This is a genomic window from Sphingobacterium sp. lm-10, assembly GCF_023554555.1.
In the GTDB taxonomy this organism is placed as follows: domain Bacteria; phylum Bacteroidota; class Bacteroidia; order Sphingobacteriales; family Sphingobacteriaceae; genus Sphingobacterium.
This window is the reverse complement of sequence record NZ_JAMJWC010000001.1, coordinates 852,585-877,424: the sequence shown is the minus strand read 5'-3', so window position 1 is coordinate 877,424 and position 24,840 is coordinate 852,585. Positions and strand designations below refer to the sequence as shown.

The following is a 24,840-nucleotide window of genomic DNA, read 5'->3' as shown; positions in this document are numbered from 1 at the left end:
TCTATTTAAAGACCTTAAATAAAACTTAATGCAATTACTAGACGGTAAAGCAGTATCGGCCAAAATTAAAGAAGATATTAAGCAGGAAGCTGCTAATTTTTTGAAAGAATCAGGTCGTAAACCTCATTTAGTTGCTATTTTAGTAGGCAATGATGGTGGAAGCGAAACCTACGTGGCCAGTAAAATGCGTAACTGTGAAATGGTGGGCTTCGATTCGACCAATATTCGGTATGGTGTAGACATCAGCGAAGAGGAGTTGATCGCCAAAATTCAGGAGATCAATGCCGACCCGGCTATTGACGGGTTGATCGTACAACTGCCCTTGCCACCACACATCGATCCGGAAAAGATAACCGAAGCGATCGACTATCGTAAAGATGTGGATGGCTTTCATCCAGTAAATCTAGGTAGAATGCAGCGTAACCTGCCTTGTTTTATTCCGGCTACACCTTACGGCATCTTATTGATGTTGGATCACTACAAGATCGACACAGCAGGTAAGAAAGCAGTCATCGTCGGTAGAAGTAACATCGTGGGCTCACCTATGAGCATCTTATTGGCTCGTAATACTCAACCTGGAAACTGTACAGTAACCGTAACTCATAGCCGTACACAAAACTTACGCGAAGAAGTATTGCAGGGCGACATCGTCGTAGCTGCTATCGGTAAGAAAAATTTCGTAACGGCAGATATGGTAAAAGAAGGTGCTGTCGTGATTGATGTTGGTATCAATCGCGAAGTATCCGACGAAACTAAATCTGGCTTTAAACTATATGGAGATGTGGATTTCGACGCCGTATCACAAAAGGCCTCTTGGATCACTCCCGTTCCCGGAGGTGTAGGTTTAATGACCATTGTAGGCTTGTTAAAAAATACACTCGAAGCAGCCAGAGGTACGATTTACAAAAACTAATTTCTGGTATAGATATTGCCCAGCAAATAGTATACACTTTTAATGACTATTCGTATGGGTAAGTATGCTTTTTTCATCACTGCACTAAGTACGGTGATGTTCGTTGGCTGCAATCAGAACCAACAACAAGATCATTCGGTCACGCCAGCACAAGATACGGTGGGGGCGACAGCAGGTCAACGTTTGGATCATGCCATCAATAACGTTGAGCAAAGTGCCGAACGCACGAGCGCGCTGGCAAAAGAGGAGGTGCAGAAAGCAGAAGCAGCTGTGGAGCGAGCCAAAAGAGATTTGGCGGATGCTAAAGAGCGTGGAGATGCCAAAGCAGAAAGCGAAGCACAGAAAGCTCTGGATAAAGCAACTGCTATCTGGGATCGTACCCGAAAAGCAACGGATAAAGCGGTAGAGGCTACTAAAAATGCTGCACGGAAAACGGGTGATGCAGTAGATACCACCGTACAACGCGCAAGTCGTAAAGTGGATGATTTACTGCACAACGATTAATACCTTTATTACATTATTCTATTATGCCATTAACTGCTAAATACGCTGCACTAATTGATCTTTTAAATTCCTTAAAGGTCGATCAATTGGAGATTCATGAGGAAAATGATATATTACACATCTCGGGTGTTACTTCTTCGGTAGATGCGAAACATAAGGCCTGGGATTTGTACAACCGAATTGATCCGAATTATATTTCAGATGACTTGGCATTAGAACTCACGGTACAAACAGATGAAGTTCTAAAAGTAGCTACAGTAACAGCTCACGACGAACCATTTATAGCCGTAAGACGGGGTCCAGGTGTTAATCAACCTGTGTTAGCCGAATTAAAGGACGGAGATCGTATCGACATTTTAGGATTGACCAATCAAAATTGGTGTTTGGTAAAAGTAGCGGATAAGACAGAAGGTTATTGCTATATCGATTACCTATCGGTATAGATCGAATTATTTTTTTGGAAAAGTATCATACGATTTGGATTTATTCCAAATAGTATTTAGATTTGTTCCAATTAGAAGACTATGATCTGTCCGTTAGCAAATGTGGAAAAGGTGTTCGATACAGAACACGGTGTGGTGTACCAGTGCAGCCGTCAAAACTGTTATTGGTTGGAATTTCAAGGAACAACTACTGCTTTTAAAATTTCAGATCTTTTCTTATTTAAAAAACGCATCGATACGATAGATATTGAATCTATGCTTTCCGAATCATCACGCTCGTATGACTTTGAGATCGTAATGCCTTTTCGTACCGATCGTTGCTACCTCTTGAACGTATCAGATATCCTCAATCTTAGGGAAGTACTAGCGGGTACAAAGTTTATGATTCAGCTAAATAGCGAAGTAAAACGCTGTTTGCGTCGTGGTTGTGTGATTGCCTAAGTTGCATTTATAATTATACTGGTTCTAAAGAACTTATCTTTCTAAATCGTAATTTAGACTGAATTCGTATTGCACTTTTTTTAACCAAATTCCTTCGTCCCATAGTATCTTTGTATCAAACAAAAGCAAGATACATCCTGTTGTTAAGGTGTATGTAGTTTTTCTAAAGAACAAAGAACATGAAAGATTTATTAAAATTGAAATCTTCTTTAGCAGAAGAGATAGAAAACATATTAAACGCACAAATCAAAGTGGAGGCGCATGCATCTGCATTATACTTAGCGATGTCTAGCTGGTGTGACGATCAAGGTTTTGATCATGCAGCAGACTTTTTTGCTCGTCAATCGGATGAAGAACGTGCTCACATGCTTAAATTATTTAAATATGTTGGTGACCGTGGTGGGCGTGCTATTTCTCCAGAAATCACCAATGTACCTACAGATTTTGAATCTTTCCGCGGTGTATTTGAGCAGACTTTGGAGCAAGAAATGTTTGTGACAGAGCAGTTCAACAACATTGCAGACTTGTGTATGAAGTCTAAAGATTATGTTACCTTTAATTTCGTACAATGGTTCTTGGAAGAGCAAGTAGAGGAAGAGTATGTAGCACGTCGTATCATAGAATTATTCGATGTGATTGGCGAACAAGGTACCGGTCTTTGGGAAATTGACAGACATTTGGTTAAAGTAACATTTGACGAAGCATAGCACAACACACGCCTTAGAAGGCATAGCAAAAAAAAGGGTTTAATATAATATTAAACCCTTTTTTTGTACAATAATTTCAAGTTATAGCGTTATAATGTTAACTTACATTTATCAGTTAACGTATTATTTGATCACTGTCTTCTTAGTTCGAACGTGTGTCTATTAGACAATTAATCTCTGGAATATACCTATTACTTCTTTTGTTAGGCCTTGCTAGCCAGGGCCAAGCACAAGTGCGCGGTAAAGTATTGACCGGAACGGTCATGGACTCCTTAGAAATTGGATTAAAAGGTGTTAATGTTTTCTTACAAACCGACAGAGATACACTCTATACCGTAACCAACAATCAAGGTATATACCGTTTTCGCGGAGTCGTAGGTACGGCCGCAAAACTCACCTATTCTATGTTGGGCAAAGAACGGCAATCTGCCTTTTTAACGTTATATGACCACGATCCCAATCCATTGATATTATCACCGGTAGTTTTATTATCCGGTGTATCCAGTATAGATCCGGTACATGTTCTCCGTACAGTTCCAATTGTGCATAAAGGAGATACTACGATATTCAATATGTCTGGATTTTCCTATTTGAAGCAGTCATTATTGGAGGATGTTTTACGAAGCTCTCTGCCTGGATTTAATGTGTTGCGGGATGGTACCACCTTTTACAATGGGCAAGTTATTACTTCTGTACAGGTTGATGGTAAAAAATTCTTTGGTGGAGATGTATTGACCGCTACCAGAAACTTGCCTGCCGATTATATCAAACAGATCGAAGTCATTGACCATTATGGAGATATGGCAGAAGTAAAAGGAATTAAAAATACAGAGCCAGAAAAGATCATCAATATTATCCTGCATGAAGATCGCAAAAAAATAATGTTTGGCCAAGCTACTGCTGGCGGAGGTACTAATGATCGCTATCTGGGTAGTATAGGGCTGAATAAGTTTGATCGTGGTCAGGAAGTATCTATTATAGGATCTGCAAATAATACCAATACCAGTCTTTTTACCTTCGGTTCTCCAGATGGTGCGGGAGGCAGGGCGCCTAATCTTTCAGATATCGGAGATTATGCAGATCAGGCTGATGGCCTTAACACCATCAATTCTTTTGGTGTTAATTTTTCGGATGGTATTGGAGAGCGAAGCACCCTGACGGGAAGCTATGCGTATACACAACGTAAAAATGAAACAACGGGCAATTCCTTACTTCGCTCTACTTATTCGGGCTATCAAATCACAAAAGCCGATGATTTTATCTCCACTACTGATGATCGAACTCATAAAATCAATCTGGAGATGAACTCACGTTTCAAGAACAACGATCTGCTAAAAATTACTCCAGTAGTCACCTTGAATCGATTTGTGCGAAGCAATGAACGAAAAACTTTATTGAGAAATTTTCGACTAAGAAATGATGGTGACTACAAGGATTCGTCTACAGTTTATCAGCCCAATTATCAGTTAAACACGTTGTATTCCAAACATTTTCAACATCCTAAACGGAAGTTAGTAGGTGATCTTCAGATAGGGTACAATCGACTGGATAAGGTAGAGGATGTATCGGAACGGTATGTCATTTTTGATACAACCAGTGGCCGACCGATGATAAGTCGTTTTAATCAGGCGCAATTAGTCAATCAATATGACGGGACTAAATCGGTACGCGCCGCTTTATCCTATGTGGAGCCATTCTATAACCACAGCTTGTTAGAAATTTCTCATGAGTATGATCTTACTAATATCGAAATGTCCCGCCGTGTGCGCATGCCTGGAGAAGAAGATGCTCCATTTATCGATTCACTTGGGCTAAGGTACGAGTACCTTTTCACGAGCAATCGTACAGGATTGTTGTACCAGTATGAGCCCAATAAGCGTTTTCGAGCTAATATTGGCTTTGCAGTACAACCTTTACGTCTTGCGGGAGCCGTCGCTAATGATACGTTACAATACCGGTATAATAATATTAATCTAATTCCGTCTACAGTGATCCGCTATCGCTTTAACGATGAGCTGGACTGGCAATTCACCTACAACGGACGTAATAATCAACCTAACTTTCTGCACATTGCGCCCATCCGAGACAACACAAATTCCCGTCTTATTGTGGTTGGAAATCCATTGCTTCGGGCGGAGTTCGTTAATCGCTTATCTACGATTCTCCGTAAATCTATCATGAGTAAAGGCCAATATCTTGAGCTGAATTTTGCCTATAATTTTACAAGTAATAAGATTGTAGCCTCCAAGACGGCCAACTCCGACGAAACCATACAAGAGACAACCTTTACCAATACAAGTGGCTATTACGAGCTAAAGGGCTATTATGCTTTTAATACACCAGTCTTCAATGACAAATTCAATCTGGAAACGTCGGGAAATATCGATTATTTTAATAATATCGTATTTGTCAATACGGAGCGGAGTCTGACTCGCCAGTACTTGTTTGCGCAAAATCTACAGCTACGCTATAGTTGGGACGAATACTTCGAATCCGTGTTTAATGCAAATTATTTTTTAAATCAGGCAAATTTTGAATTGCCCATACGCCAGAGAATTGCCGCTCATTCTGCGTTGTTCAGTTTAGGTGGGCGAGGTTATGTAAGCAACCGTTTTATGTTAGGAGCCGAAATGTCCCAAAAGTTCTTTCGCGGATATGTACAGGATATCACCGACGTGAGCCCAACGATCATCAATACTTATCTGGAATACTCGTTCTGGAAGAACAAGATGGCGCTATTACGATTAGAATGTTTTGATTTGCTAGACCAGAACAAAAATGTAGGTGTGGTCACCGAATATGTTGGCAACGACATTTTCGAATCGCGCAACAATCGGCTTGGACGGTATTTTATGCTGACACTGAATATGCGATTACAGCGATTGCCAAAATAATTTTGGTGCTAATAACGAAGCAGCCTAACACCGCTTTCACAGTTTGATTATAATTTGATAACAAGCTCGAGTCAGGAGCGCATCGTGTAACTGTTAATTTTGCAGACAAACAATCTATTTCAAAATGACTATTTCTAATCTGCTTCTGAGTGTTGGATTATGCCTATCATTAACTGCGTTTGCACAAGATAATATATCGGGCGTGGTATACGATGATAAGAATCATAATGGTAAGATCGATAAAGGAGAAATCCGATTGCCAAACGTTGCCGTAAGCAACGGCCAGGAGGTGGTAACTACCAATAGCAATGGAGAGTATACGTTGCCTGTAGGTGATGACAATGTTATCTTTGTGATCAAACCTAGTGGATATACTTTTCCGCTGGACAGCAATAATCTGCACCAATTTTACTATATACATAAGCCAAAGGGCTCACCAGAAGCGTTGAAGTATGCGGGTTCTTCTCCAACCGGAAAGCTTCCCAAGTCGCTTGATTTTGCACTACACCAGCAGGATGAGTCTAAGCGATTCAACCTATTTGTATTTGGCGATCCTCAAACCTATACCGAAGAGGAAGTGGCTTATTTTAAGCAAGGAATTATACAAGATATTAAAGCAAAAGACCACATCGCGTTTGGTTTAAGTTTAGGGGATCTAGTGGGAGATGACCTGAGTTTGCATCCCGATTATCAATCTGCGGTAGCTGCGTTAAACTTACCCTGGTTCAATGTAATGGGTAACCACGACATGAATTATGATGTGACAGTAGACTCTCTGTCCGACGAGACTTTTGAGAAGAATTTCGGACCAGCCAATTTCTCGTTTAATTATGGAAATGCGCACTTCATCATTCTGGATAATATTATTTACCCTAACCCAGAAACGGGTAAAGGTTATACAGGCGGCTTTCGGGAAGATCAATTGACTTTTTTGGCTAATGATCTGAAATTGGTACCCAAAGAAAAATTGATTGTGATCGCCTATCATATTCCACTGTTTTTGAATGATAAATCATCTTCACATTTCCGATCAGCAGATCGCCAGCGATTAATGGATTTATTAGCTCCATTTCCGAATACGCTTTCACTTTCTGCACACACGCATTTCCAAACACAGGTCTATTTTAACAAAGAGGATGGGTGGAATAGAGAAAAGCCTCATCATGAGTACAATGTGGGCACAACGTCGGGCGATTGGTATTCGGGAGAAATGAATGAACAGGGAGTACCCGTTTCTACTATGCGCGATGGTACGCCAAAAGGATACGTAACCTTGCATATTGACGATAACACCTACGCGTTTGATTACAAAGTTGCCGGCAAACCGAAAGAATATCAAATTTCGTTAACTGGTGCGGAAATCATGTCAGAGAAATATGTAAGGCGACACAATTTGTATGCTAATTTCTTTGTAGGTACAGAAAAGGATACGGTACAATATCGCGTAGACGGTGGTCAATGGAAAGACATGGAATATGCTGAAGAAGCTGATCCAGATTATGCTTTTGAAACACTAAAGTATGATCATGCAAAAGAAACTATAAAAGAAGGCCGCCGCCCGTCAGATGCCGTTCCTTCTACACATCTCTGGAAAGTAAGATATCCTAAATTATCGGTAGGTATGCATCAAATAGAGGTACGTGCTGTCGATATGTTTGGTCAGGAGCATCGTGCCACCAAATCTGTAGAAATTACACACTAAGGCCTAGCGATCTCCAATATCTTCATCGCAAATCCAACTCCACGTTACTAGCTTGCATAGTGCGTGGAGTTATACATAGAACACATAGGCTTTACCGGATGCAAGTTCAACCAGTTTGGGTTTTGGCGTCTCACTAAACGCTCCCTTTGCATGCGTGTATAGGCGTATAGCTCCTTCAAACGATCCATAGCACAATTCTCCGTCGCATAAGTTTCTTCATATACCACTCGTGTTAATTGCGTCGTGATATTCATTTGTGTTTGCTGCAAAACACTCATATGTTGTAACACATCCGAAAGGTTGTTCGTAATCAATACTTCCAAATATCTTCTGTTGCTATCCGTGAGGATCACTATTTTATACATATCGCCGTTTTTGTTTGATAATAGATGTGTGCCGATTTGGTAGTCCATCATATTATTACTAATTTTATTGGCACAATATTACTAATAAATTTAGTCTTTCAAAAATTTACTAAGAAAAATGTCTAATATATCTTCTAATCTAAAATACCTCCGCAAGAAGAAAGGCCTTACTCAGCAGCAGTTTGCCGATGCATTAACGATCAAAAGAGCTTCAGTAGGAGCATATGAGGAAGATCGCGCAGAGCCTAAGTATGAATTGCTAAAAAAAATAGCCGACTTCTTTGAGCTTACGATGGATGAATTAATTGATCAGGTCATTGACGAGAAGTGGAGGCCTGCCGCACGTGGCCATGCTTCCAATTTACGTGTTCTGAGCATCACGGTAGATCAGGATCAGAACGAAAATATAGAACTGGTTCCGGTAAAAGCAAGCGCGGGATACATGAATGGGTACGGCGATCCGGAATATGTACGGGAGCTACCCCGATTTTCATTACCCATGTTCAATCAAGGCACCTATCGCGCATTTGAGATAAAGGGAGATTCCATGTTACCTTTACCAACAGGCAGCATTATTATTGCGGAATATGTAGAAAACTGGTCCGATATTAAAGTCGGGCAAACTTATGTAATCGTTTCTAAATCAGATGGGATTGTCTACAAACGGATCGGACAAAAGTTCAAAGAAGATAAGGGTTTGCGACTGGTGTCGGATAATAAGTCCTATGAACCGTATTGGGTAGAATCTGCAGACGTTTTAGAAGTCTGGAAAGCAAAAGCATTTATCAGTATGGAACTGCCAGAACCAAATCCAGAGCCTTCACTAGAAGCCTTAAGTTCTATGATGGCACAAATGCAGAAAACCATCAATGCCGTGGCAGATAAGAAATAGCAGCTTGCCGATTTAGTTTCCGATAAAGAAGAATGCAATAGCATCAGCATAATCTGCAATCATTTGGGTAAGGTGGTGAGCTAATACGTGCATAAGAATAGGGGTTTGATTAATAATTTTAATTATTTACATAAACCTATTGTTTTTGGCAGCGATCATCTATAAGCAATAGGCTAATGCACTTTGTATATCGGTAAACAGCATGTATTTTTCGGTTAAAATTCACCGGAATATCAACTGCGGTAACTTTTTCTATTTGTATCGGGTTCTATAGTGTCATTTTTATAAATAAGTCGTAATTTAAAGCAGTAATTCGAAAATTTGCAACGTTAAACTATGGCAGACATGACGTCTAAAGACGATAAATTTGAAGAGACAGGCCCAGTTGAATTACAAGACGAAATTCATCACGTCAACAACCCGGTGCTTGATCTCCCAAAAATCGAAAAAAAATATCTGGGTCTGGTAACAGGCTATACCAAAGAAGGACATTCCTTTTATTTTACAGATGGGAAGGCGAAAGTAGAGGTCAAGATTTTCTCTGACGAAATAATACGGGTGCGTTTAGCTCCGGAAGGTGTTTTCTTAGCTGATTTTTCATATGCGATAGACACGACCTCCTATGGCCCAACTTCGTATGCAATAGAAGATCATCCCGAAGCTTATCAAATCACCACGGCTAGAACTTGCTGTATTATCCGAAAGGCTGATTTCCATATCTCTTTTGGAGATGCAGATGGTAAGATCATCAACCAAGATGCCAAGGCAATGCACTGGGAAGAAAACGTAGATTTTGGAGGATACTATGTGTATTGTACTAAATCAGCGGAGCAAGACGAAGTGTTTTTTGGTCTGGGCGATAAGGCTTCCAATCTCAATCTACGCGGCCATCGCGTTAAAAACTGGAATTCTGACACCTATTCCTATGCATTTAATCAAGACCCACTTTATAAAACAATACCCTTTTATCTGGGCGTAACCGCTGGGCAGTCTTACGGTATCTTCTTCGACAATACATTTAAAACCTATTTCGATTTCGCGGCCGAACAAGCCGATCAGACCAGTTTTTGGTCAGAAGGTGGGGAGCTACAATACTATTATATTCAAGGTCCGCAGATGATGGATGTGGTGCGCCGATACCATCAATTAACCGGAACGCATTATCTACCTCCGCTGTGGGCAATAGGATACCACCAATGCCGTTGGAGTTATTATCCGGAGAAGATGGTGCGCGATGTGGCGACAGAGTTCCGTAAAAGGCAGATTCCATGTGATGCCATTTACCTGGATATCGACTATATGGATGGGTATCGCTGTTTCACTTGGAATACAAAGTATTTTCCTGATCCACGTAAGATGATTGCCGATTTAGCGGCCGACGGATTTAAAACGGTAGTCATGATAGATCCCGGGATTAAGGTGGATGAAAATTATTGGGTCTTTCAGGAAGGGCAGGCTAATAATTATTTCTGTCGTCGAGGAGATGATTATTTTATGGAAGGTTTTGTGTGGCCTGGTCGCTGCCAGTTTCCAGATTATACAAACCCGGAAGTGCGTGAATGGTGGGGCGGTCTCTACAAAGGTCTGGTAGAAGATGGTGTTGCAGGCTTCTGGAATGATATGAACGAACCTGCCGTCTTTGGCAGGGGAACTTTTCCGGATGATGTGCGGCATCAGTTCGATGGTCATCGTGGATCACACCGTAAGGCACACAATATTTACGGAATGCAGATGGTGCGTGCTACCTACGATGGGTTGAAAAAGCTCTATCGCAACAAAAGACCATTCACGATTACTCGCGCGGCTTATTCTGGCGTGCAGCGCTATTCATCGGTCTGGACGGGAGATAATATTGCGACTTGGGAACATCTGCGAATCGGTTTGTTGCAGTTGCAACGGCTTTCCGTATCTGGACTTTCATTCTGCGGAACAGATATCGGTGGTTTTACAGGTAATCCAGACGGAGAATTATATACTCGATGGATGCAGTTCGGGGTATTTTCACCCTTTATGCGCGTCCATTCAGCCGGAGATACGCGTGATCGCGAGCCATGGAGTTTCGGTCCGGAATGGGAAGCTATCTGTAAGAAATTCATTGAACTCCGCTATCAACTATTACCCTATATATACACTGCCTTTTGGCAACAGCACAAATATGGCGATCCGATCTTGCGTCCGATTGCGATGCTTGAGCAGCACATTCCTAAAAATTTGCGCCGAGAAGAAGAGTTTACATTCGGAGATCATATCTTGGTTTCTCCTGTACTCAATCCAGGACAAAATAACAAAACAGTATATCTACCGGCTGGCAAATGGTATTATTATTTTGACAATACCGCTTTTGAAGGTGGTGAAGAACATCAGATTGATACGCCGTTAGATGAAATGCCAATCTTTGTTCGTGGAGGCAGCATTATTCCGGAATATCCGGTAATGCAGTATACCTCGGAAATGAAAATACAAACGTTAACAATGCGTTTGTTCTTCGCGGAAGGCCGTTACGACTCGTATCTATACGACGATCAGGGCGACACATTCGGATACGAAAATAAGGAATATTCGTGGAAGCATTTTATAGTGGAAGGGTCATCGGACTCGCTGAAGATTTCTCAATTGGTCGAAGGCCATTACACCGCTTTTCACTCTCAATACAAAATTTACCTAATCGGCCTGCCATCAGAAATAGGGAGCATGAAAGTGGATGGCGTACAAGCGATAGTTGAAAAAGACGAGGATGGATCTTATGTGCTGATCGATCCTGGCTTTAAGAAAATAGTTTATCAGAAGTAGAACAAACACCACTTTAGGATGTTGATCAAAGTGTAGGAGGACTGTGCCAAAATGGCATCCTGCGAAAATATTTTACACTTATAAAATAATTTTATTGCAATATGGGAGAGCCTGTGGTGGCCTATACAATGTTCACCGACTATGATATTACATTGTTCCGATCCGGAAAACACTATAAACTATACGAAAAATTGGGTTCACGCACAGCGGAAGTGAATGGCGTAACCGGTGTATATTTTGCTGTGTGGGCTCCCAATGCAAATTATTTGTCTGTTATTGGAAATTTTAACGGCTGGAATTCATCGTCCCATGCTTTGTTTGTACGGTGGGACGAAAGTGGAATTTGGGAAGGCTTTATTCCTGGATTGGAAAATGGTACGACTTATAAATACCATATCGGTACAGCATCTGGCGAAGTGCTGGAAAAAGCAGATCCCTTTGCAATCCGTACAGAGCTCCCACCACGTACAGCATCTATTGTAGATACCACTTGGTATACTTGGAAAGATGCAGAGTGGATGGGACAACGATATGAAAGAAATGCCTTAGATCGCCCCAATTCAGTATATGAAATGCATGTAGGCTCGTGGATGCGCGATGCCAATGATCCGGATCGATTTCTAAATTATCGGGAAATTGCGGATCGTCTTGTGCCCTACATTCAGGAAATGGGCTTTACACACGTGGAGTTCATGCCCATTATGGAGCATCCGTTTTACCCCTCATGGGGTTACCAGATTACCAGCTACTTTGCCGCCTCCTCGCGGTACGGCACTCCGCAGGATTTGATGTACCTCATAGAAGAATTACATCAGGCGAATATCGGCGTGATTTTGGATTGGGTACCATCGCATTTTCCCGGAGATGCACATGGTTTGTACCGATTTGATGGTACACATCTTTTTGAGCATGCTGATCCTCGAAAAGGATATCATCCCGACTGGAAATCTTATATCTTCAACTACGGTAGAAATGAAATCAAGTCATTCCTGATTAGTAATGCTTTATTTTGGCTAGATCGATACCATGTGGACGGCCTGCGGGTAGACGCAGTAGCTTCCATGCTCTATCTGGACTATTCACGCAATCACGGAGAATGGGAAACTAATGAACACGGTGGAAATGAAAATCTAGAAGCAGTGGCCTTTCTGAAGGAGTTCAATGCTGCTGTATACACCCACTTTCCAGATGTGCAGACCATTGCAGAAGAATCCACTTCTTGGCCTGGTGTCAGCCGCCCGATTTATCAAGGTGGCTTGGGCTTCGGAATGAAGTGGATGATGGGATGGATGCACGACACCCTTAATTACTTCAAAGAAGATCCGATCAACCGAAAATATGTGCACGATAAACTGACGTTCGCTACCGTATATGGTTTTCATGAAAACTTTATGCTTCCTTTTTCGCACGATGAAGTGGTGTACGGCAAGAAATCTATGTTGTACAAAATGCCAGGTGATGATTGGCAGCGCATAGCCAATTTACGTGCCCTCTACTTGTATATGTTCACCTTTATGGGGACAAAATTACTGTTCATGGGGGGAGAATTTGGACAAACATCCGAATGGAACGTGGATCAGTCATTAGATTGGCATTTATTGGATTATACACCTCATCAAGGCATTAAAAAGCTGGTAGCTTCACTAAATAAACTTTACCGAAGTGAACCAGCTCTGTATGAAAAAGCATTTAGTCCAGAAGGTTTTGAGTGGATAGAAATGGGCGATCGGGAACAAAGTGTATTCGTCTATTGCCGTAGAGGTCACGATCGGGAGAATGATCTGTTGGTTGTCTTAAACTTAACCCCCGTGGTGAGAGAGCAATTCCGTGTTGGAGTACCTTGCGAAGGCATATGGCAACCTATTTTCAATTCAGATGACTCCGCATATTATGGTAGTGGCATCACAGCGAAAGAAGCTGTCTCCGAGAAAATTCATTGGATGCACCGAGACGATTCCATTGCCATCGATTTACCGCCATTGGCAGGTATCGTCTATAAGCAAGCAGCGGTTAAGAAGATTAAAAAGAAAAGTATAAAGAAGTAAAATGAAAGTTATCCATTTAAGTGTAGAGTGCTTTCCTGTGGCAAAAGTAGGAGGGCTGGCCGATGTGGTTGGGGCTCTTCCAAAATATCAGTGCAGCATGGGGATCGATGCATCTGTGGTGATGCCTTGGTTTGACCGACCTTTCCTCCAAAATCATGAAACCATTTCTGTTGGTAGCGGCTCGATAGAGCAAGGAGGAGAGCGGTTTGATTATGAGGTGCTCAAAGAACAGGGTGATAGCTTGGGTTTTCCTTTGTATTTTATTCATATTCCTGGGAAGCTAGATAGACCAGAAGTATATTGCTATCCTGATGAGGCAGAGCAATGGATTGCTTTCCAGCACGCATTTTTAGATTATCTGCATAATCAGGAGGTTCTACCAGACGTTGTCCACTGTCATGATCATCATGTTGGGCTCGTACCATTTTTACTGCAATATAGTACAGCATATAGTGAGCGGCTTTCTATTATTAAGACCGTTTTCACCGTTCACAACGGGCAGTATCAAGGTTGGATGACCTGGGATAAAGGTGCTTTGCTCCCTGCTTTTGACTCCTGGAAATGGGGTTTGTTGGATTGGGATGGACTGATTAATCCACTTGCAGCAGCCATCAAATGCTGCACAGCATACACTACCGTTTCTGAGGGCTACTTACTGGAGTTATATGCGGAAGCTAATGGTTTACAAAATCTCTTTAAAATGGAGTCTGGCAAAGCAGAGGGTATTGTCAACGGTATTGATGAAGCTTTTTGGAATCCAGAAACCGATCCAAGTATAGAAAAAAACTATACGGTAAGTACCGTACGTTCTGGTAAGAACACCAATAAAAAATCGTTGGGAAAAGCGTACGGAATGGATTTCTCCAAACCCTTAATCGCATTTGTAGGACGTTTTGCAAGTGAAAAAGGGGCAGATCTGCTACCGGAAATTATTGATGAAATATTTGCAAACACGAATGAGGAATTTTGTGTTTTTATATTAGGATCTGGTGATGAAGAAATTAGTCAACAACTGGAAGCTCGCAAAGCGCGTTATGAAGGACGTTTGGCTACCTTCTTCGGTTATAATGAGGAGTTAGCTCATCGGGTGTATGCGTCGGCAGATCTACTGCTCATGCCATCCCGAGTAGAGCCTTGCGGATTGAACCAGCTTTATGCCATGAAATATGGTACGATACCTATTGTACGTGGTATCGGAGGCTTGCGCGATACCGTGTTGGATGTAGAAAATGAAGGCGGGTATGGCTTCGTATTTGAAGAACCTGATGCTGTTGACGCTGCCGCCGCTGTTATCCGTGCACTGCATATGATTACCGATAAAAAAAGGGTGGATCAGATTCGCAAAAGAATGATGAAATTAGATTACTCCTGGGAGCAGTCAGCTATTAAATATGAAAAATTATACAACCGTTTAGTTGAACAAATATTATGATGCATAAAGTAGTTTCCATCGTGTTAGGTGGAGGTCGTGGTACGCGCCTCTATCCATTGACAGATCAACGTTCTAAACCAGCGGTTCCGATAGCTGGAAAATATCGCCTGGTCGATATCCCTATTTCCAATTGCTTAAGTTCGGGCTACAACAAAATTTTTGTATTAACGCAATACAATTCAGCATCCCTCAACAAGCATATTAAGAATACCTTCAATTTCAGCGTATTTAGTACCGGTTTTGTAGATATCCTTGCTGCGGAACAAACAAATGAAGGAGATCGTTGGTTTGAAGGAACAGCTGATGCCGTACGACGTACTCAAAAAAATCTGATTGGTGTTGATTATGATTATATTCTGGTGCTATCAGGAGATCAATTATACCAAATGGACTATTCCAAATTGATCGACTTCCACGTAGAATCGGAAGCCGAAATCACCTTGGCTACTATTCCAGTGACAGCCAACGACGCGACTGGTTTTGGCATCTTGAAAGCTAATGAGAAAAATGAAATTGAATCTTTCATTGAAAAGCCAACTAGCGATCTTTTAGTCGACTGGAATTCTGACGTTCCAGAACACCTGGAGAAAGAAGGTCGTAAATACCTGGCTTCTATGGGTATATATGTTTTCTCGAAAGGAGTTTTGAAGCAGTTGTTGGAGGAAAACCCGGGGATGGATTTCGGCAAGCACATCATTCCGGATGCCATCGGTGTAAATCGTGTCATGAGCTACCAGTTCGAAGATTATTGGACAGATATTGGAACGATCAGCTCATTCTTCGAGGCGAATATTGGTTTGACCGACGATATCCCGAAATTCAACCTGTTTGACAATCCTGTATTCACGCGAGCACGTATGCTTCCCCCTTCTAAGTTTGGCGGAACGACGGTAGATAATAGCATTGTAGCTGATGGCTGTATTGTGCATGCAGACAAGATCAGCCGCTCCGTAATCGGTATTCGTTCTCGAATCGGGATTGGTACGGTGATCCGAAGTACTTATATGATGGGAGCAGATTATTACGAGAAATTAGATGATCTGATTGAACTTTATCATACACAGGAGCCGCCTCCAATAGGCGTCGGTGAACGTTGTTATATAGAAAATGCGATCCTCGATAAAAACTGTCGGATTGGCAACGATGTACGCATAAAAGGTGGCGGTAAGCTAGCCGATGGTGATTTTGATAAATATTCCATTGTAGATGGAATCGTCATCATCAAAAAAGGCGTTATTATTGAAAATGGATTTACCATCGGATAGAGCGCTTTATTTCCCCGTTGGCCGAATGTGGTCAATGGGGAAATACTTAAAAGGCATATTCTAAACACATTAGATTACCCGAAAGTGCGCTAATGCATTCCATATGCCATCCTCATCCACGTGATCAGTGACGTAATCGGCGCTTTCCTTCACAGCAGTGTTGGCATTTCCCATAGCTACACCTAGACCGGCATATTTCAACATTTCAATATCATTCCCACCATCTCCGAAAGCCATGGTTTCGGACACATCAAATCCAAAATACTGGCAGAATTTTTCAATCCCTATCTTTTTGCTCTGCCCACTCGGGTTTACATCTGCAAAAGTGGCTATCCAGCGTGTCGCTACAGAATTAGGCATAACATTAGCCATGAATTCATCCTCCAGCTCCGGATGTATGAAAACGTTTACCTGTAGAATACTGCCGGTATCCAATGTCTCAAAATTTACTAGCGGTGGGGTTGGTAGATTGACTTTCTCGTACATTCCATCGATTTCAGGAGTAATATGATGTATAGTTACCTCCTTTTCAGACATAAGAGAGAAGCTGATCGGCGTTTCTTTGCTGTAGGCAATAAGCCGTTCGATATCGGTAGGATCCATCGTAGCACGGTGCAAAATAGCACCATCTTCGGATACACAATATCCACCATTAAAGGTGCTGTATCCATTAAATCCCAAGTGTTGAATATGATCCAGGTTATTGATCGATCTGCCTGTAGAGAGAATCACTTTGATCCCTTTTTCTTTTAGTTGCTGGATAGCATCTAGCGTAGACTGCGGAACCGTATGTGTATTAAAACTGATCAAGGTACCGTCTACATCAAAAAAAACTGCTTTTATAGTAGGAAACTGCATGTACAAACATAGAATTTATTGCGGTGATATCCTACGCGTTCGTCTACTGAGGCCTTATAATTAATTAGTAACTTTGCCATGTATGAAATTCATAGACAAGTCGGACGTTTTACAACTGTTGAAAAAATATATCGGATCAACGGAATTAGTCAAAGCTACTCTGGGAAGCTATAAAGGAGAAGAGGCAGATCTGAAAAATATTTATCTGAAACCGGTACGCATAAAAAACACCTATCAGTTATCTTTCACCTACCGGTATGCCCGAAGAGACACCGTTAAAAACTATGATTTACTTCTGGCTGAAGAGATGGTAATTTCTTTCTGTGAAGCCGAAGACTTTCATTCTGTTAGCTTATTTCTACAGCAAGAAAATATCTTCTTCCAGCTACATCCTAAGAAAGGCTGGAGTTATCGTCAAGAACCAGTGGCAAACTGCTGTGTGCCCAATCTGGAACATAACAAACAAAAAGAGCGTAAGATTACGGACACCAAAAGCCCGTACTTACATGAATTACGACTGACAGATGCCGATGGTAAGGTATACAAGAATGCGCAGGATAAATGGAAACAGATTAATCATTATATCGAAATCTTAAGCAGCACTTTGGCCGAATTGCCCCAGAAGGATGGGTTACGTATTGTCGATATGGGAGCGGGAAAAGGTTACCTGACCTTTGCTTTGCATGATTACCTGAGCCAGCAGTCCAATAAAATGGTAGAAACAGTAGGTGTGGAGTTTAGAAAGGATTTAGTAGATCTTTGTAATGCTATCGCGTCGAAGGCAGCATTATCCGGTTTGCGATTTGTAGAAGGTACGATCGAAGCTTATCAACCCGCTGTACCGATGGATGTGCTGATTGCACTACATGCCTGTGATACAGCCACTGATGATGCCATTTTTAAAGGTATTCAGCATCAGGCCGATTTGATCGTCGTAGCACCTTGTTGCCACAAACAGGTACGTCGTGAATTGGAGCATCATAAAGCTAAAAATGAGCTCAACTTTATGACGCGGCATGGTATCTTTATGGAGCGACATGCAGAAATGCTAACGGATAGCATCCGGGCACTTTTATTAGAGTACTACGGCTACCAAACGAAGGTGGTTGAATTTGTATCGGATGCACACACGCCAAAAAATGTGCTTATCATTGGACTGCGCAAAAAGATTAATCCAGAAAGACAGAAAGAAATCCAGACCAAATTAAATAGCATGAAAATGTACTTTGGTCTCGAATCTCACTACCTAGAACGTTTACTTAAAGAAGCGGCCCTTTTGGATGATTAGAAGCTTGCACTAAGGCCTCCATAGTAGTTTCTTGTTGGTGCTGGATTGAAATATCTTCCGCCGAAGGCATTAATATCATTACCCAGGCTGTAAACCTGATTCAGCAGGTTATCTCCACCAACAAATACCTGTATTTGCCAATCCGCACGGATAGGAATTTGCCAATGTGCTTTAGCTTGTAACAAATTGTATCCATCTGCAAATGCGGTATTCGCATCATTTAACGGGATAGAAGAGGTGTGGTTATGCATCAAATAGATTCCCGTGCGGTAAGGTAATTGTACATGAAGTGTATTGACCGACATCCAAGTTGGGATGGAGGTAACCTTATTGCCACTATGATCTACATTCTGCCCACCTTCTAGCACGGTATAAGCTCGGAATTTATAATCCTGATATGTGAGCGCAGCAGATACATTTAGCCCTCGGATAAAGCCTGTCGGGCGGGGTGTGATGATTTGCCCCATCAATAAGAGCTCCAGGCCACGCTGATTGATGCTGCCTGCATTGACAAAAAAATCTGCACCATTCTCCCGCAATTGACGCACAATTCCCTCTTCTAAGTTGTATCGGTAAGCGCTGAGATCCAATAGCCATCGTCTGTTCTTTGTTTCTCCACGAACGCCGATTTCGTAATTATAACCTCCTTCTGGCTGTAGATCCACATTGATCCTATTATCTGACGAACGTACCTCTGCTATAGTTGGCGGAGAATAACCTTTTGATAAAGACGTACGTAAGGCGAGTTGAGGGGTCAATAAGTAGGAGAGTGCCAACCTCGGCATCCAGGTTGCACCAAAATTGATGTCGCCACGGTTATTGGCAATTTCTGGGTACAATTGCGTAAAACGAATGTCATTGTAATTCAATCCGATAGACGCTTCAGCAGTCAATTTCTCCCGGAAAGTAGCTGCAGCCCGATAAAAATAGAAATGCTGGCCATTTCTCAGGTTGTCGAAGCTTTGGGGATCACCTTTTACACCACCGAGATTATCAAAGTTCTCGATTTCATACCAGCCAGCTTGTGCTTCCATACCTAACTGCATTTGCCAACTGACCCATTCATTCTGCTGTGGTGTGTAAGAAAAATAAGTACGAAATCCTGCATTTTTCTCATCCCGATGTTCATAGTTCGTGATGAAGGGATTTTTGAAATCGGTGAAGCTACCAAATACGCTGGCGCTGTGCATCCATCGATCATTGAACTTGTATTCATGCACAAGTCCAGATATCAACGTTTTGTTGTAGATGGTAGCCTGTTGGTCTTCAGCCCCCGGCATAGTGGAGGTAGCAGGTCTTGCCTGCCGTGGATTCTCCTCGAATTGCGCTTGTGTGAGTCCACCCGGCGTATTGTAGGATAGATCAGAATAAATCGCCAATAGCTTCAGCCTCGCTTTAGGGTTGTATTGCCATTGATGTGCTGTTTGTAAATACATGCGCTTTGCACCGGTGTGATCTCGGTATCCGTCGGATCGCATGAAGGCTTGGTCGAATGAGAATTGATAATTATCGCCCACTTGCTGACGATGACTCAACTGTTGGTTGAAGGTGCCGAAAGATCCGCCAGAAAGTAATACTTGCGTTGTGGGATCAAAAGTATCTAATCCATAGGGTGTTATCCGAACAACGCCTCCGGAGTTAGGGCCGAATAGCGAGCCATCAGGACCTTTAATAATGGTAATTTGTTGTAATCCGACGGGATCTAAACTATTCAGATAACTATTGCCTCCGGCATCTGTCAACGGAATTTCGTCCAAATAAATCTTCGTATTTCGTACACCAAATGGTGAGCGAAGCATACTTCCGCGAAGCGCCAAACGATAGCTACCTGGCGAGCGTTCTTCCATGCGTACCCCCGGTGTGGTGTTGATGGCCGGTAAGATCGTGCCGGGCATTTGCGCAGTAAGCAGATCCCGTGTGATCACTTTGGCGGAAGACGTATGTGCTAAGAAAGGTTGACTACTAAAATAGGAACGTATGCTAACCGGAGCAATCTGCTGTAACGTAGTATCTCGCTCCGTTTGAGCAAACAACGGATTTGCAAAGCAACAAGTTAAAGCAAAAAGCCCAAAGGGTACTATCGAATAATGCATAAGCCTAATAGAGTAGTTAGTGATATTTAGTAGTTAAAAAGCTTCATTCAACCCCAGGAAAAATCCGCGCTGTCCGAACCTTCCAAAGGCGTAATCAATACACAAATTGGTGCGTGTCGTTTTATTGAACAATACCCGCAAACCAGTACCTCCGGCCGGTTGCCAATAACGGAATAATTTGGTTCCCATCTGATCGTTGGCTGTCTGCACATTGGCAAATACGACTCCGCTTAAAAATCTATTGGATAAAATAGGGAACCGATATTCCAGTTCGGAATAATAAAAGGAAAGTCCTTTAAAATATCCTAAGGTATAGCCACGTCCGCTTCGTGCATAGGCATCTTTACCTGTTCCTGGTAAGTCCAGATAAGGGAGAAATTCCTTTCCTAGTTTAAACGATCCTAAGCTCCAAAAAGCCAATACATGATTTGTTTCCTGCTTAGAAAGGTTCCAATATTTGCGGAAGTCCGTGACCAACTGATAGGCACTTTGCTGACTACCCATCCATCTCTGGTTCGATCGCAGGACCATATCGGCATAGATTCCTTTGTAGGCATTGTTAGGATTGTCACGTGTCATATACTGAAAATTCAGCATGATCCCGTTATTGTTGTTTCGCTCCTCGTCAAAATTATTCCAGTCGCTGTAAATCCTGTTGGGAGATATACCCGAGTCATTATTTACCGAAATGCCACGCTTTAATTCAAAAAACACACCAGCGCCGACAAACATGCCCGGTAAGAGTTTCTTGTACAAACGCTCGCTGAAATTATATACATTGTAATTGTAAGTGAAGCGATTCCGCTCGGGGTTATTCAAAAGCAATTCATCTGGTGTAGGATTAGCCAGCGGCCTGCCGATGCCCAAACCATAGTCCAAGCCGACCATGCGGGCAATATTAATATTACCTTTTAAATTCCATTTGTTTTCTCTTGTATACACATCATGGTTGAAATATCCGACGATAATTCCGCGCGTGGTATAGGATAATGCGGTAGCAAAAGTGGACATGGTCGTATTCTCCCGATCTCCAAATACATGACCACCCACCACTTTCAATCCGATTTGCGCACCAATACTGGGGTTGTAATTGACGTTAGGTAGATAGGCAATCCCAGATCGGCGTTTGGGTACATCCGTAGTTTCTTTAGGAGGAAATATGCTCCTATATGCATCTACGATATCGTAAGCATCCTGATCTCCCCGGATGGTATCTGTTCGACTGATTGTGTATACCGTATCACGAGTAGTGGATAGACTGTCGGATTGAGCATGTGTATACACAGAAAGTAGCAAAAAGACAGCTAAAAAGCAAAATCGATAGAACATGGATACTAAAAAAACAATTTAAAATTTTTCAAACATGCCCAAAAATCCCGTCAGGCCGCCGGTGTGTACTATTAATAGGTGATCGTCTGGTGCGAAGTAATCCTGTTGAACGAGATCCAGCAACGCGTAAAATGCCTTTCCGGTATATGTGGGTTCGATCATCATGCCAGTTCGTTGTACAAAGTCTTTCACGAAAGCCAATAATTCGGGGGTGTATTTAGCATATCCTCCAAAATGGTAATCCGTATGAAATGTGATTTTTTCGGGATCTATCCCTAGTGTTTGCACATCGTTTTTCAAAAAATCGCCTCCTTTTAATACGGGCACACTGTGTACGCGTGTTGCCAGGTTCTTTTGAAGCACTCCGGCTGCCAAGCCGGCGACAGTAGTGCCGGTACCACTTGCTACAAAAATATGATCATATTTCTGTGGTAATTCTTGCACGATCTCTGCACACCCCTGTAAGGCACTGCTACTAAATCCACCTTCTCCGATATATACAGCATCCCGCACATGAAAGTTTTCATTGAAAAGCTTTTTTTTATCGCGATAGCTCGTGCGATCGACGAATTGCAGCTCCATTCCGTATAATCTACACATGGCCAACACAGGATTCTGCACTGGTTCTCCACGAACAAAACCATGCGTTTTGAAGCCAAATTTGGCACCAGCACAGGCCGTGGCCAGAAGGTGATTAGACCAAGCACCACCAAATGTAACTAAGGTACTTTTTCGCCCTTCATGAGCTTGGGTAAGTATATATTTTAATTTTCTCCATTTATTTCCGGAGATAAAAGGATGGATCAAGTCGTCACGCTTTACAGAAACATGTACCTTATGGTCACGAAGAATGGGTAAATCAAGTACCTCCACTGGGCTGCTGAAACGGAAATCCAAAGACATCATTCAAAGGTACTATTTCTTTCAACATCCTTCATATTTTCAAAAAATAGGTACTTTTGCAGAATGGTTGATCACTTAGAGGAAGAACACGACGAGCAGGAGCTTTTTGAGCACATCAGAATTGTCACAGACAAAAAACAAAGCCCATTGCGGGTAGACAAATTTTTGATGAATCGCGTGGAGAACACGTCTCGTAATCGTATCCAGAATGCGATCGATGCTGGTTCAGTCCGTGTAAATGATAATTTGGTGAAATCCAACTATAAGGTGAAGCCGCTGGATGTCGTCACCGTGGTTTTCCCAGACCCGCCGCGTGATACCGAAGTATATCCAGAAAATATTCCTTTAGATATCATTTTTGAGGATGATGATGTGCTTTTGGTCAATAAAACACCCGGCATGGTGGTGCATCCTGGATTTAATAATTATACCGGTACCTTAGTCAATGCATTGACCTATCATCTAAATCAATTGCCGACTATGCCTGGCAATACGGGAAGACCGGGCTTGGTACATCGCATTGATAAGGATACTTCTGGATTATTAGTGATTGCTAAAAATGAGTGGGCTATGACCTGTTTGGCTAAGCAATTTTACGAGCACAGTATTGCTCGTAAATATGTTGCCTTAGTGTGGGGAGATATTGAAGAAGATGGCACGATCACGGGTTATATTGGCCGTGAGTTGAAAGATCGTCGCATTATGACGATGTACGATGATCCAGAAAAAGGAAAATGGTCTGTCACCCACTACAAAGTATTGGAGCGACTGGGCTATGTTACCTTAATCGAGTGCGAGCTCGAAACAGGGCGTACCCATCAGATTAGGACACACCTGAAATCTATTGGTCATCCGCTCTTCAATGACGCTGCATATGGTGGCGCCAGTATCCGCAAGGGAACTGTTTTTGCAAAATATAGGCAATTTGTCGACAACTGCTTTTCGCTATTACCACGGCAGGCACTACATGCCCGAAGTTTAGGATTTGAACACCCAACTTCCAAACAAAATGTTGCTTTCGAAGTTCCATTACCAGCAGATTTTCAAGCTGCATTGGATAAGTGGCGTGCGTACGCTACCTTGAAAGACTAATCATTCCTTCTTACTAAAAAACTTATGCCCATACACTATATTAATACTAATGGTAGTCTGGTCGCAGAAAATAGCCCGATAATATCGATAGAAAATCGGGCTTTTCGTTATGGAGATGGGGTTTTTGAAACCATGCTCTGGCGAGATGGCGATATTCGATTCCTGGCGCAACACATAAATCGGTTGCAGGAATCATTACAGATGTTGCACATCGAAGATCACGTGTTGTACGATGCTTATTTTATCCGCTCTAAAGCGGAAGAACTTATTCGTAAAAATAATTTGATGGGCAAAGATGTTCGTATCCGGCTCATTGTGTACCGTGCCGGCGACGGTCTGTACGCGCCGCTCACCAATAGATCTGCCTATACATTGCAAGCCGATCTATTGCCCGTACCGACGAAAGATAAGAAGGTCGGACTGATTGTTGGCCTGTATTCCGAATATAAAAAGTCCTTCAGTGAATTGTCCAAATTGAAATCATTGAACGCCTTGGTCTATGTAACTGCTGGTTTGTTTAAGACCAAGTTTGGCTACGATGACGTACTCTTGCTCAATCAGGAAGGATATTTGTGCGAATCGCTAACCTCCAACATTTTTGTTTATTACGATAAGACCTTGTATACGCCGGCTATCAGCGAAGGCTGTGTACAGGGGGTGATGCGGCAAGTCGTCATGGATATGGCGGCAGAAGAAGGTATTCCCGTGGTGGAGGCGCAGATCAGTCCGGATATTATGAAAGAAGCGGATGAGATATTTTGTACGAATGCGGTGCAGGGTATTCAGTGGGTGATGGGTTATAAGCAAAAGCGTTATTTTAACATGATCGCCCGCGTGTTGCAGGATAAGCTGAAAAACTTCACCTATGACATTCCTTCTTAAAC

The 24,840-nt window shown here is 42.2% G+C and carries 20 protein-coding genes; 15 read left to right on the top strand and 5 right to left on the bottom strand.

The features are described from left to right. The first annotated feature begins 28 nt into the window (after positions 1–28). The 7 genes from M8998_RS03470 to M8998_RS03440 all read left to right on the top strand — a co-directional run bounded on the left by M8998_RS03470 (position 29) and on the right by M8998_RS03440 (position 7,604). The gene (locus tag M8998_RS03470; protein ID WP_249990645.1) at positions 29–913 is read left to right on the top strand and encodes a bifunctional 5,10-methylenetetrahydrofolate dehydrogenase/5,10-methenyltetrahydrofolate cyclohydrolase; all 885 of its coding nucleotides are present in this window, start codon (positions 29–31) and stop codon (positions 911–913) included. Positions 914–955: 42 nt separating this feature from the next. Beyond that, positions 956–1,417 carry a hypothetical protein gene (locus M8998_RS03465; protein ID WP_249990643.1) on the top strand — a complete coding sequence of 154 codons (462 nt, stop codon included), beginning with the start codon at positions 956–958 and terminating at the stop codon, positions 1,415–1,417. Between the two features lie 23 nt (positions 1,418–1,440). After that, positions 1,441–1,860 carry an SH3 domain-containing protein gene (locus M8998_RS03460; protein ID WP_249990641.1) on the top strand — a complete coding sequence of 140 codons (420 nt, stop codon included), beginning with the start codon at positions 1,441–1,443 and terminating at the stop codon, positions 1,858–1,860. An 81-nt stretch (positions 1,861–1,941) separates the two neighbouring features. After that, a complete protein-coding gene (locus M8998_RS03455; protein WP_249990640.1) occupies positions 1,942–2,301 on the top strand; it encodes a DUF6686 family protein in 360 nt (119 codons plus the stop codon). Positions 2,302–2,480: 179 nt separating this feature from the next. After that, complete coding sequence (locus M8998_RS03450) at positions 2,481–3,008, top strand: ferritin (RefSeq protein WP_249990638.1); 528 nt, start codon at positions 2,481–2,483, stop codon at positions 3,006–3,008. 155 nt (positions 3,009–3,163) lie between these two features. After that, complete coding sequence (locus M8998_RS16270; protein WP_249990636.1) at positions 3,164–5,902, top strand: outer membrane beta-barrel protein; 2,739 nt, start codon at positions 3,164–3,166, stop codon at positions 5,900–5,902. A gap of 124 nt (positions 5,903–6,026) precedes the next feature. Further along, positions 6,027–7,604, top strand: a complete 1,578-nt coding sequence (locus M8998_RS03440; RefSeq protein ID WP_249990634.1) for a calcineurin-like phosphoesterase C-terminal domain-containing protein — start codon at positions 6,027–6,029, stop codon at positions 7,602–7,604. Between the two features lie 47 nt (positions 7,605–7,651). Here the strand turns inward: M8998_RS03440 and M8998_RS03435 are convergent, their stop codons facing one another. Then, entirely contained in the window at positions 7,652–8,020 is a 369-nt protein-coding gene (locus tag M8998_RS03435) for a GIY-YIG nuclease family protein (protein ID WP_249990633.1), read from the bottom strand. 67 nt (positions 8,021–8,087) lie between these two features. Here M8998_RS03435 and M8998_RS03430 point away from each other — a divergent pair, with 67 nt between their 5' ends. The 5 genes from M8998_RS03430 (at position 8,088) to M8998_RS03410 (ending at position 16,393) form a co-directional block, all read left to right on the top strand. Continuing rightward, the gene (locus tag M8998_RS03430; RefSeq protein ID WP_249990632.1) at positions 8,088–8,861 is read left to right on the top strand and encodes an XRE family transcriptional regulator; all 774 of its coding nucleotides are present in this window, start codon (positions 8,088–8,090) and stop codon (positions 8,859–8,861) included. 345 nt (positions 8,862–9,206) lie between these two features. Beyond that, positions 9,207–11,651, top strand: coding sequence for a glycoside hydrolase family 31 protein (locus tag M8998_RS03425; protein WP_502957360.1), 2,445 nt, complete (start codon positions 9,207–9,209; stop codon positions 11,649–11,651). 101 nt (positions 11,652–11,752) lie between these two features. Next, positions 11,753–13,696 (top strand): 1,4-alpha-glucan branching protein GlgB, encoded by a 1,944-nt coding sequence (gene glgB, locus M8998_RS03420; protein ID WP_249990629.1) that lies wholly within the window; start codon positions 11,753–11,755, stop codon positions 13,694–13,696. A 1-nt stretch (position 13,697) separates the two neighbouring features. Beyond that, the gene (locus M8998_RS03415) at positions 13,698–15,128 is read left to right on the top strand and encodes a glycogen synthase (RefSeq protein WP_249990627.1); all 1,431 of its coding nucleotides are present in this window, start codon (positions 13,698–13,700) and stop codon (positions 15,126–15,128) included. Continuing rightward, complete coding sequence (locus tag M8998_RS03410; protein ID WP_249990626.1) at positions 15,125–16,393, top strand: glucose-1-phosphate adenylyltransferase; 1,269 nt, start codon at positions 15,125–15,127, stop codon at positions 16,391–16,393. Before M8998_RS03415 ends, M8998_RS03410 begins: the two co-directional genes overlap by 4 nt. Positions 16,394–16,462: 69 nt before the next feature. Here the strand turns inward: M8998_RS03410 and M8998_RS03405 are convergent, their stop codons facing one another. Further along, a complete protein-coding gene (locus tag M8998_RS03405; RefSeq protein ID WP_249990625.1) occupies positions 16,463–17,251 on the bottom strand; it encodes a Cof-type HAD-IIB family hydrolase in 789 nt (262 codons plus the stop codon). 82 nt (positions 17,252–17,333) lie between these two features. Between M8998_RS03405 and M8998_RS03400 the strand changes: the two genes are divergently transcribed. Continuing rightward, complete coding sequence (locus M8998_RS03400; RefSeq protein ID WP_249990624.1) at positions 17,334–18,539, top strand: class I SAM-dependent methyltransferase; 1,206 nt, start codon at positions 17,334–17,336, stop codon at positions 18,537–18,539. On the opposite strand, the gene M8998_RS03395 is transcribed toward M8998_RS03400, so the two are convergent. From M8998_RS03395 to M8998_RS03385, 3 genes are all read right to left on the bottom strand, one after another. Further along, positions 18,536–20,632, bottom strand: coding sequence for a TonB-dependent receptor family protein (locus M8998_RS03395; RefSeq protein ID WP_249990623.1), 2,097 nt, complete (start codon positions 20,630–20,632; stop codon positions 18,536–18,538). The two genes, M8998_RS03400 and M8998_RS03395, sit on opposite strands and share 4 nt — an antisense overlap. Before the next feature lie 33 nt (positions 20,633–20,665). Next, positions 20,666–21,916, bottom strand: a complete 1,251-nt coding sequence (locus M8998_RS03390; RefSeq protein WP_249990622.1) for a BamA/TamA family outer membrane protein — start codon at positions 21,914–21,916, stop codon at positions 20,666–20,668. Positions 21,917–21,979: 63 nt separating this feature from the next. Then, the gene (locus M8998_RS03385) at positions 21,980–22,867 is read right to left on the bottom strand and encodes a 1-aminocyclopropane-1-carboxylate deaminase/D-cysteine desulfhydrase (RefSeq protein WP_349665645.1); all 888 of its coding nucleotides are present in this window, start codon (positions 22,865–22,867) and stop codon (positions 21,980–21,982) included. Positions 22,868–22,927: 60 nt separating this feature from the next. Between M8998_RS03385 and M8998_RS03380 the strand changes: the two genes are divergently transcribed. Together M8998_RS03380 and M8998_RS03375 are read left to right on the top strand one after the other, a co-directional pair. Continuing rightward, positions 22,928–23,956 carry an RluA family pseudouridine synthase gene (locus M8998_RS03380; RefSeq protein WP_249990621.1) on the top strand — a complete coding sequence of 343 codons (1,029 nt, stop codon included), beginning with the start codon at positions 22,928–22,930 and terminating at the stop codon, positions 23,954–23,956. Between the two features lie 24 nt (positions 23,957–23,980). Further along, positions 23,981–24,838: an aminotransferase class IV gene (locus M8998_RS03375; protein WP_249990620.1), complete on the top strand. Its 858-nt coding sequence runs from the start codon at positions 23,981–23,983 to the stop codon at positions 24,836–24,838. The last annotated feature ends 2 nt before the right edge of the window (positions 24,839–24,840 follow it).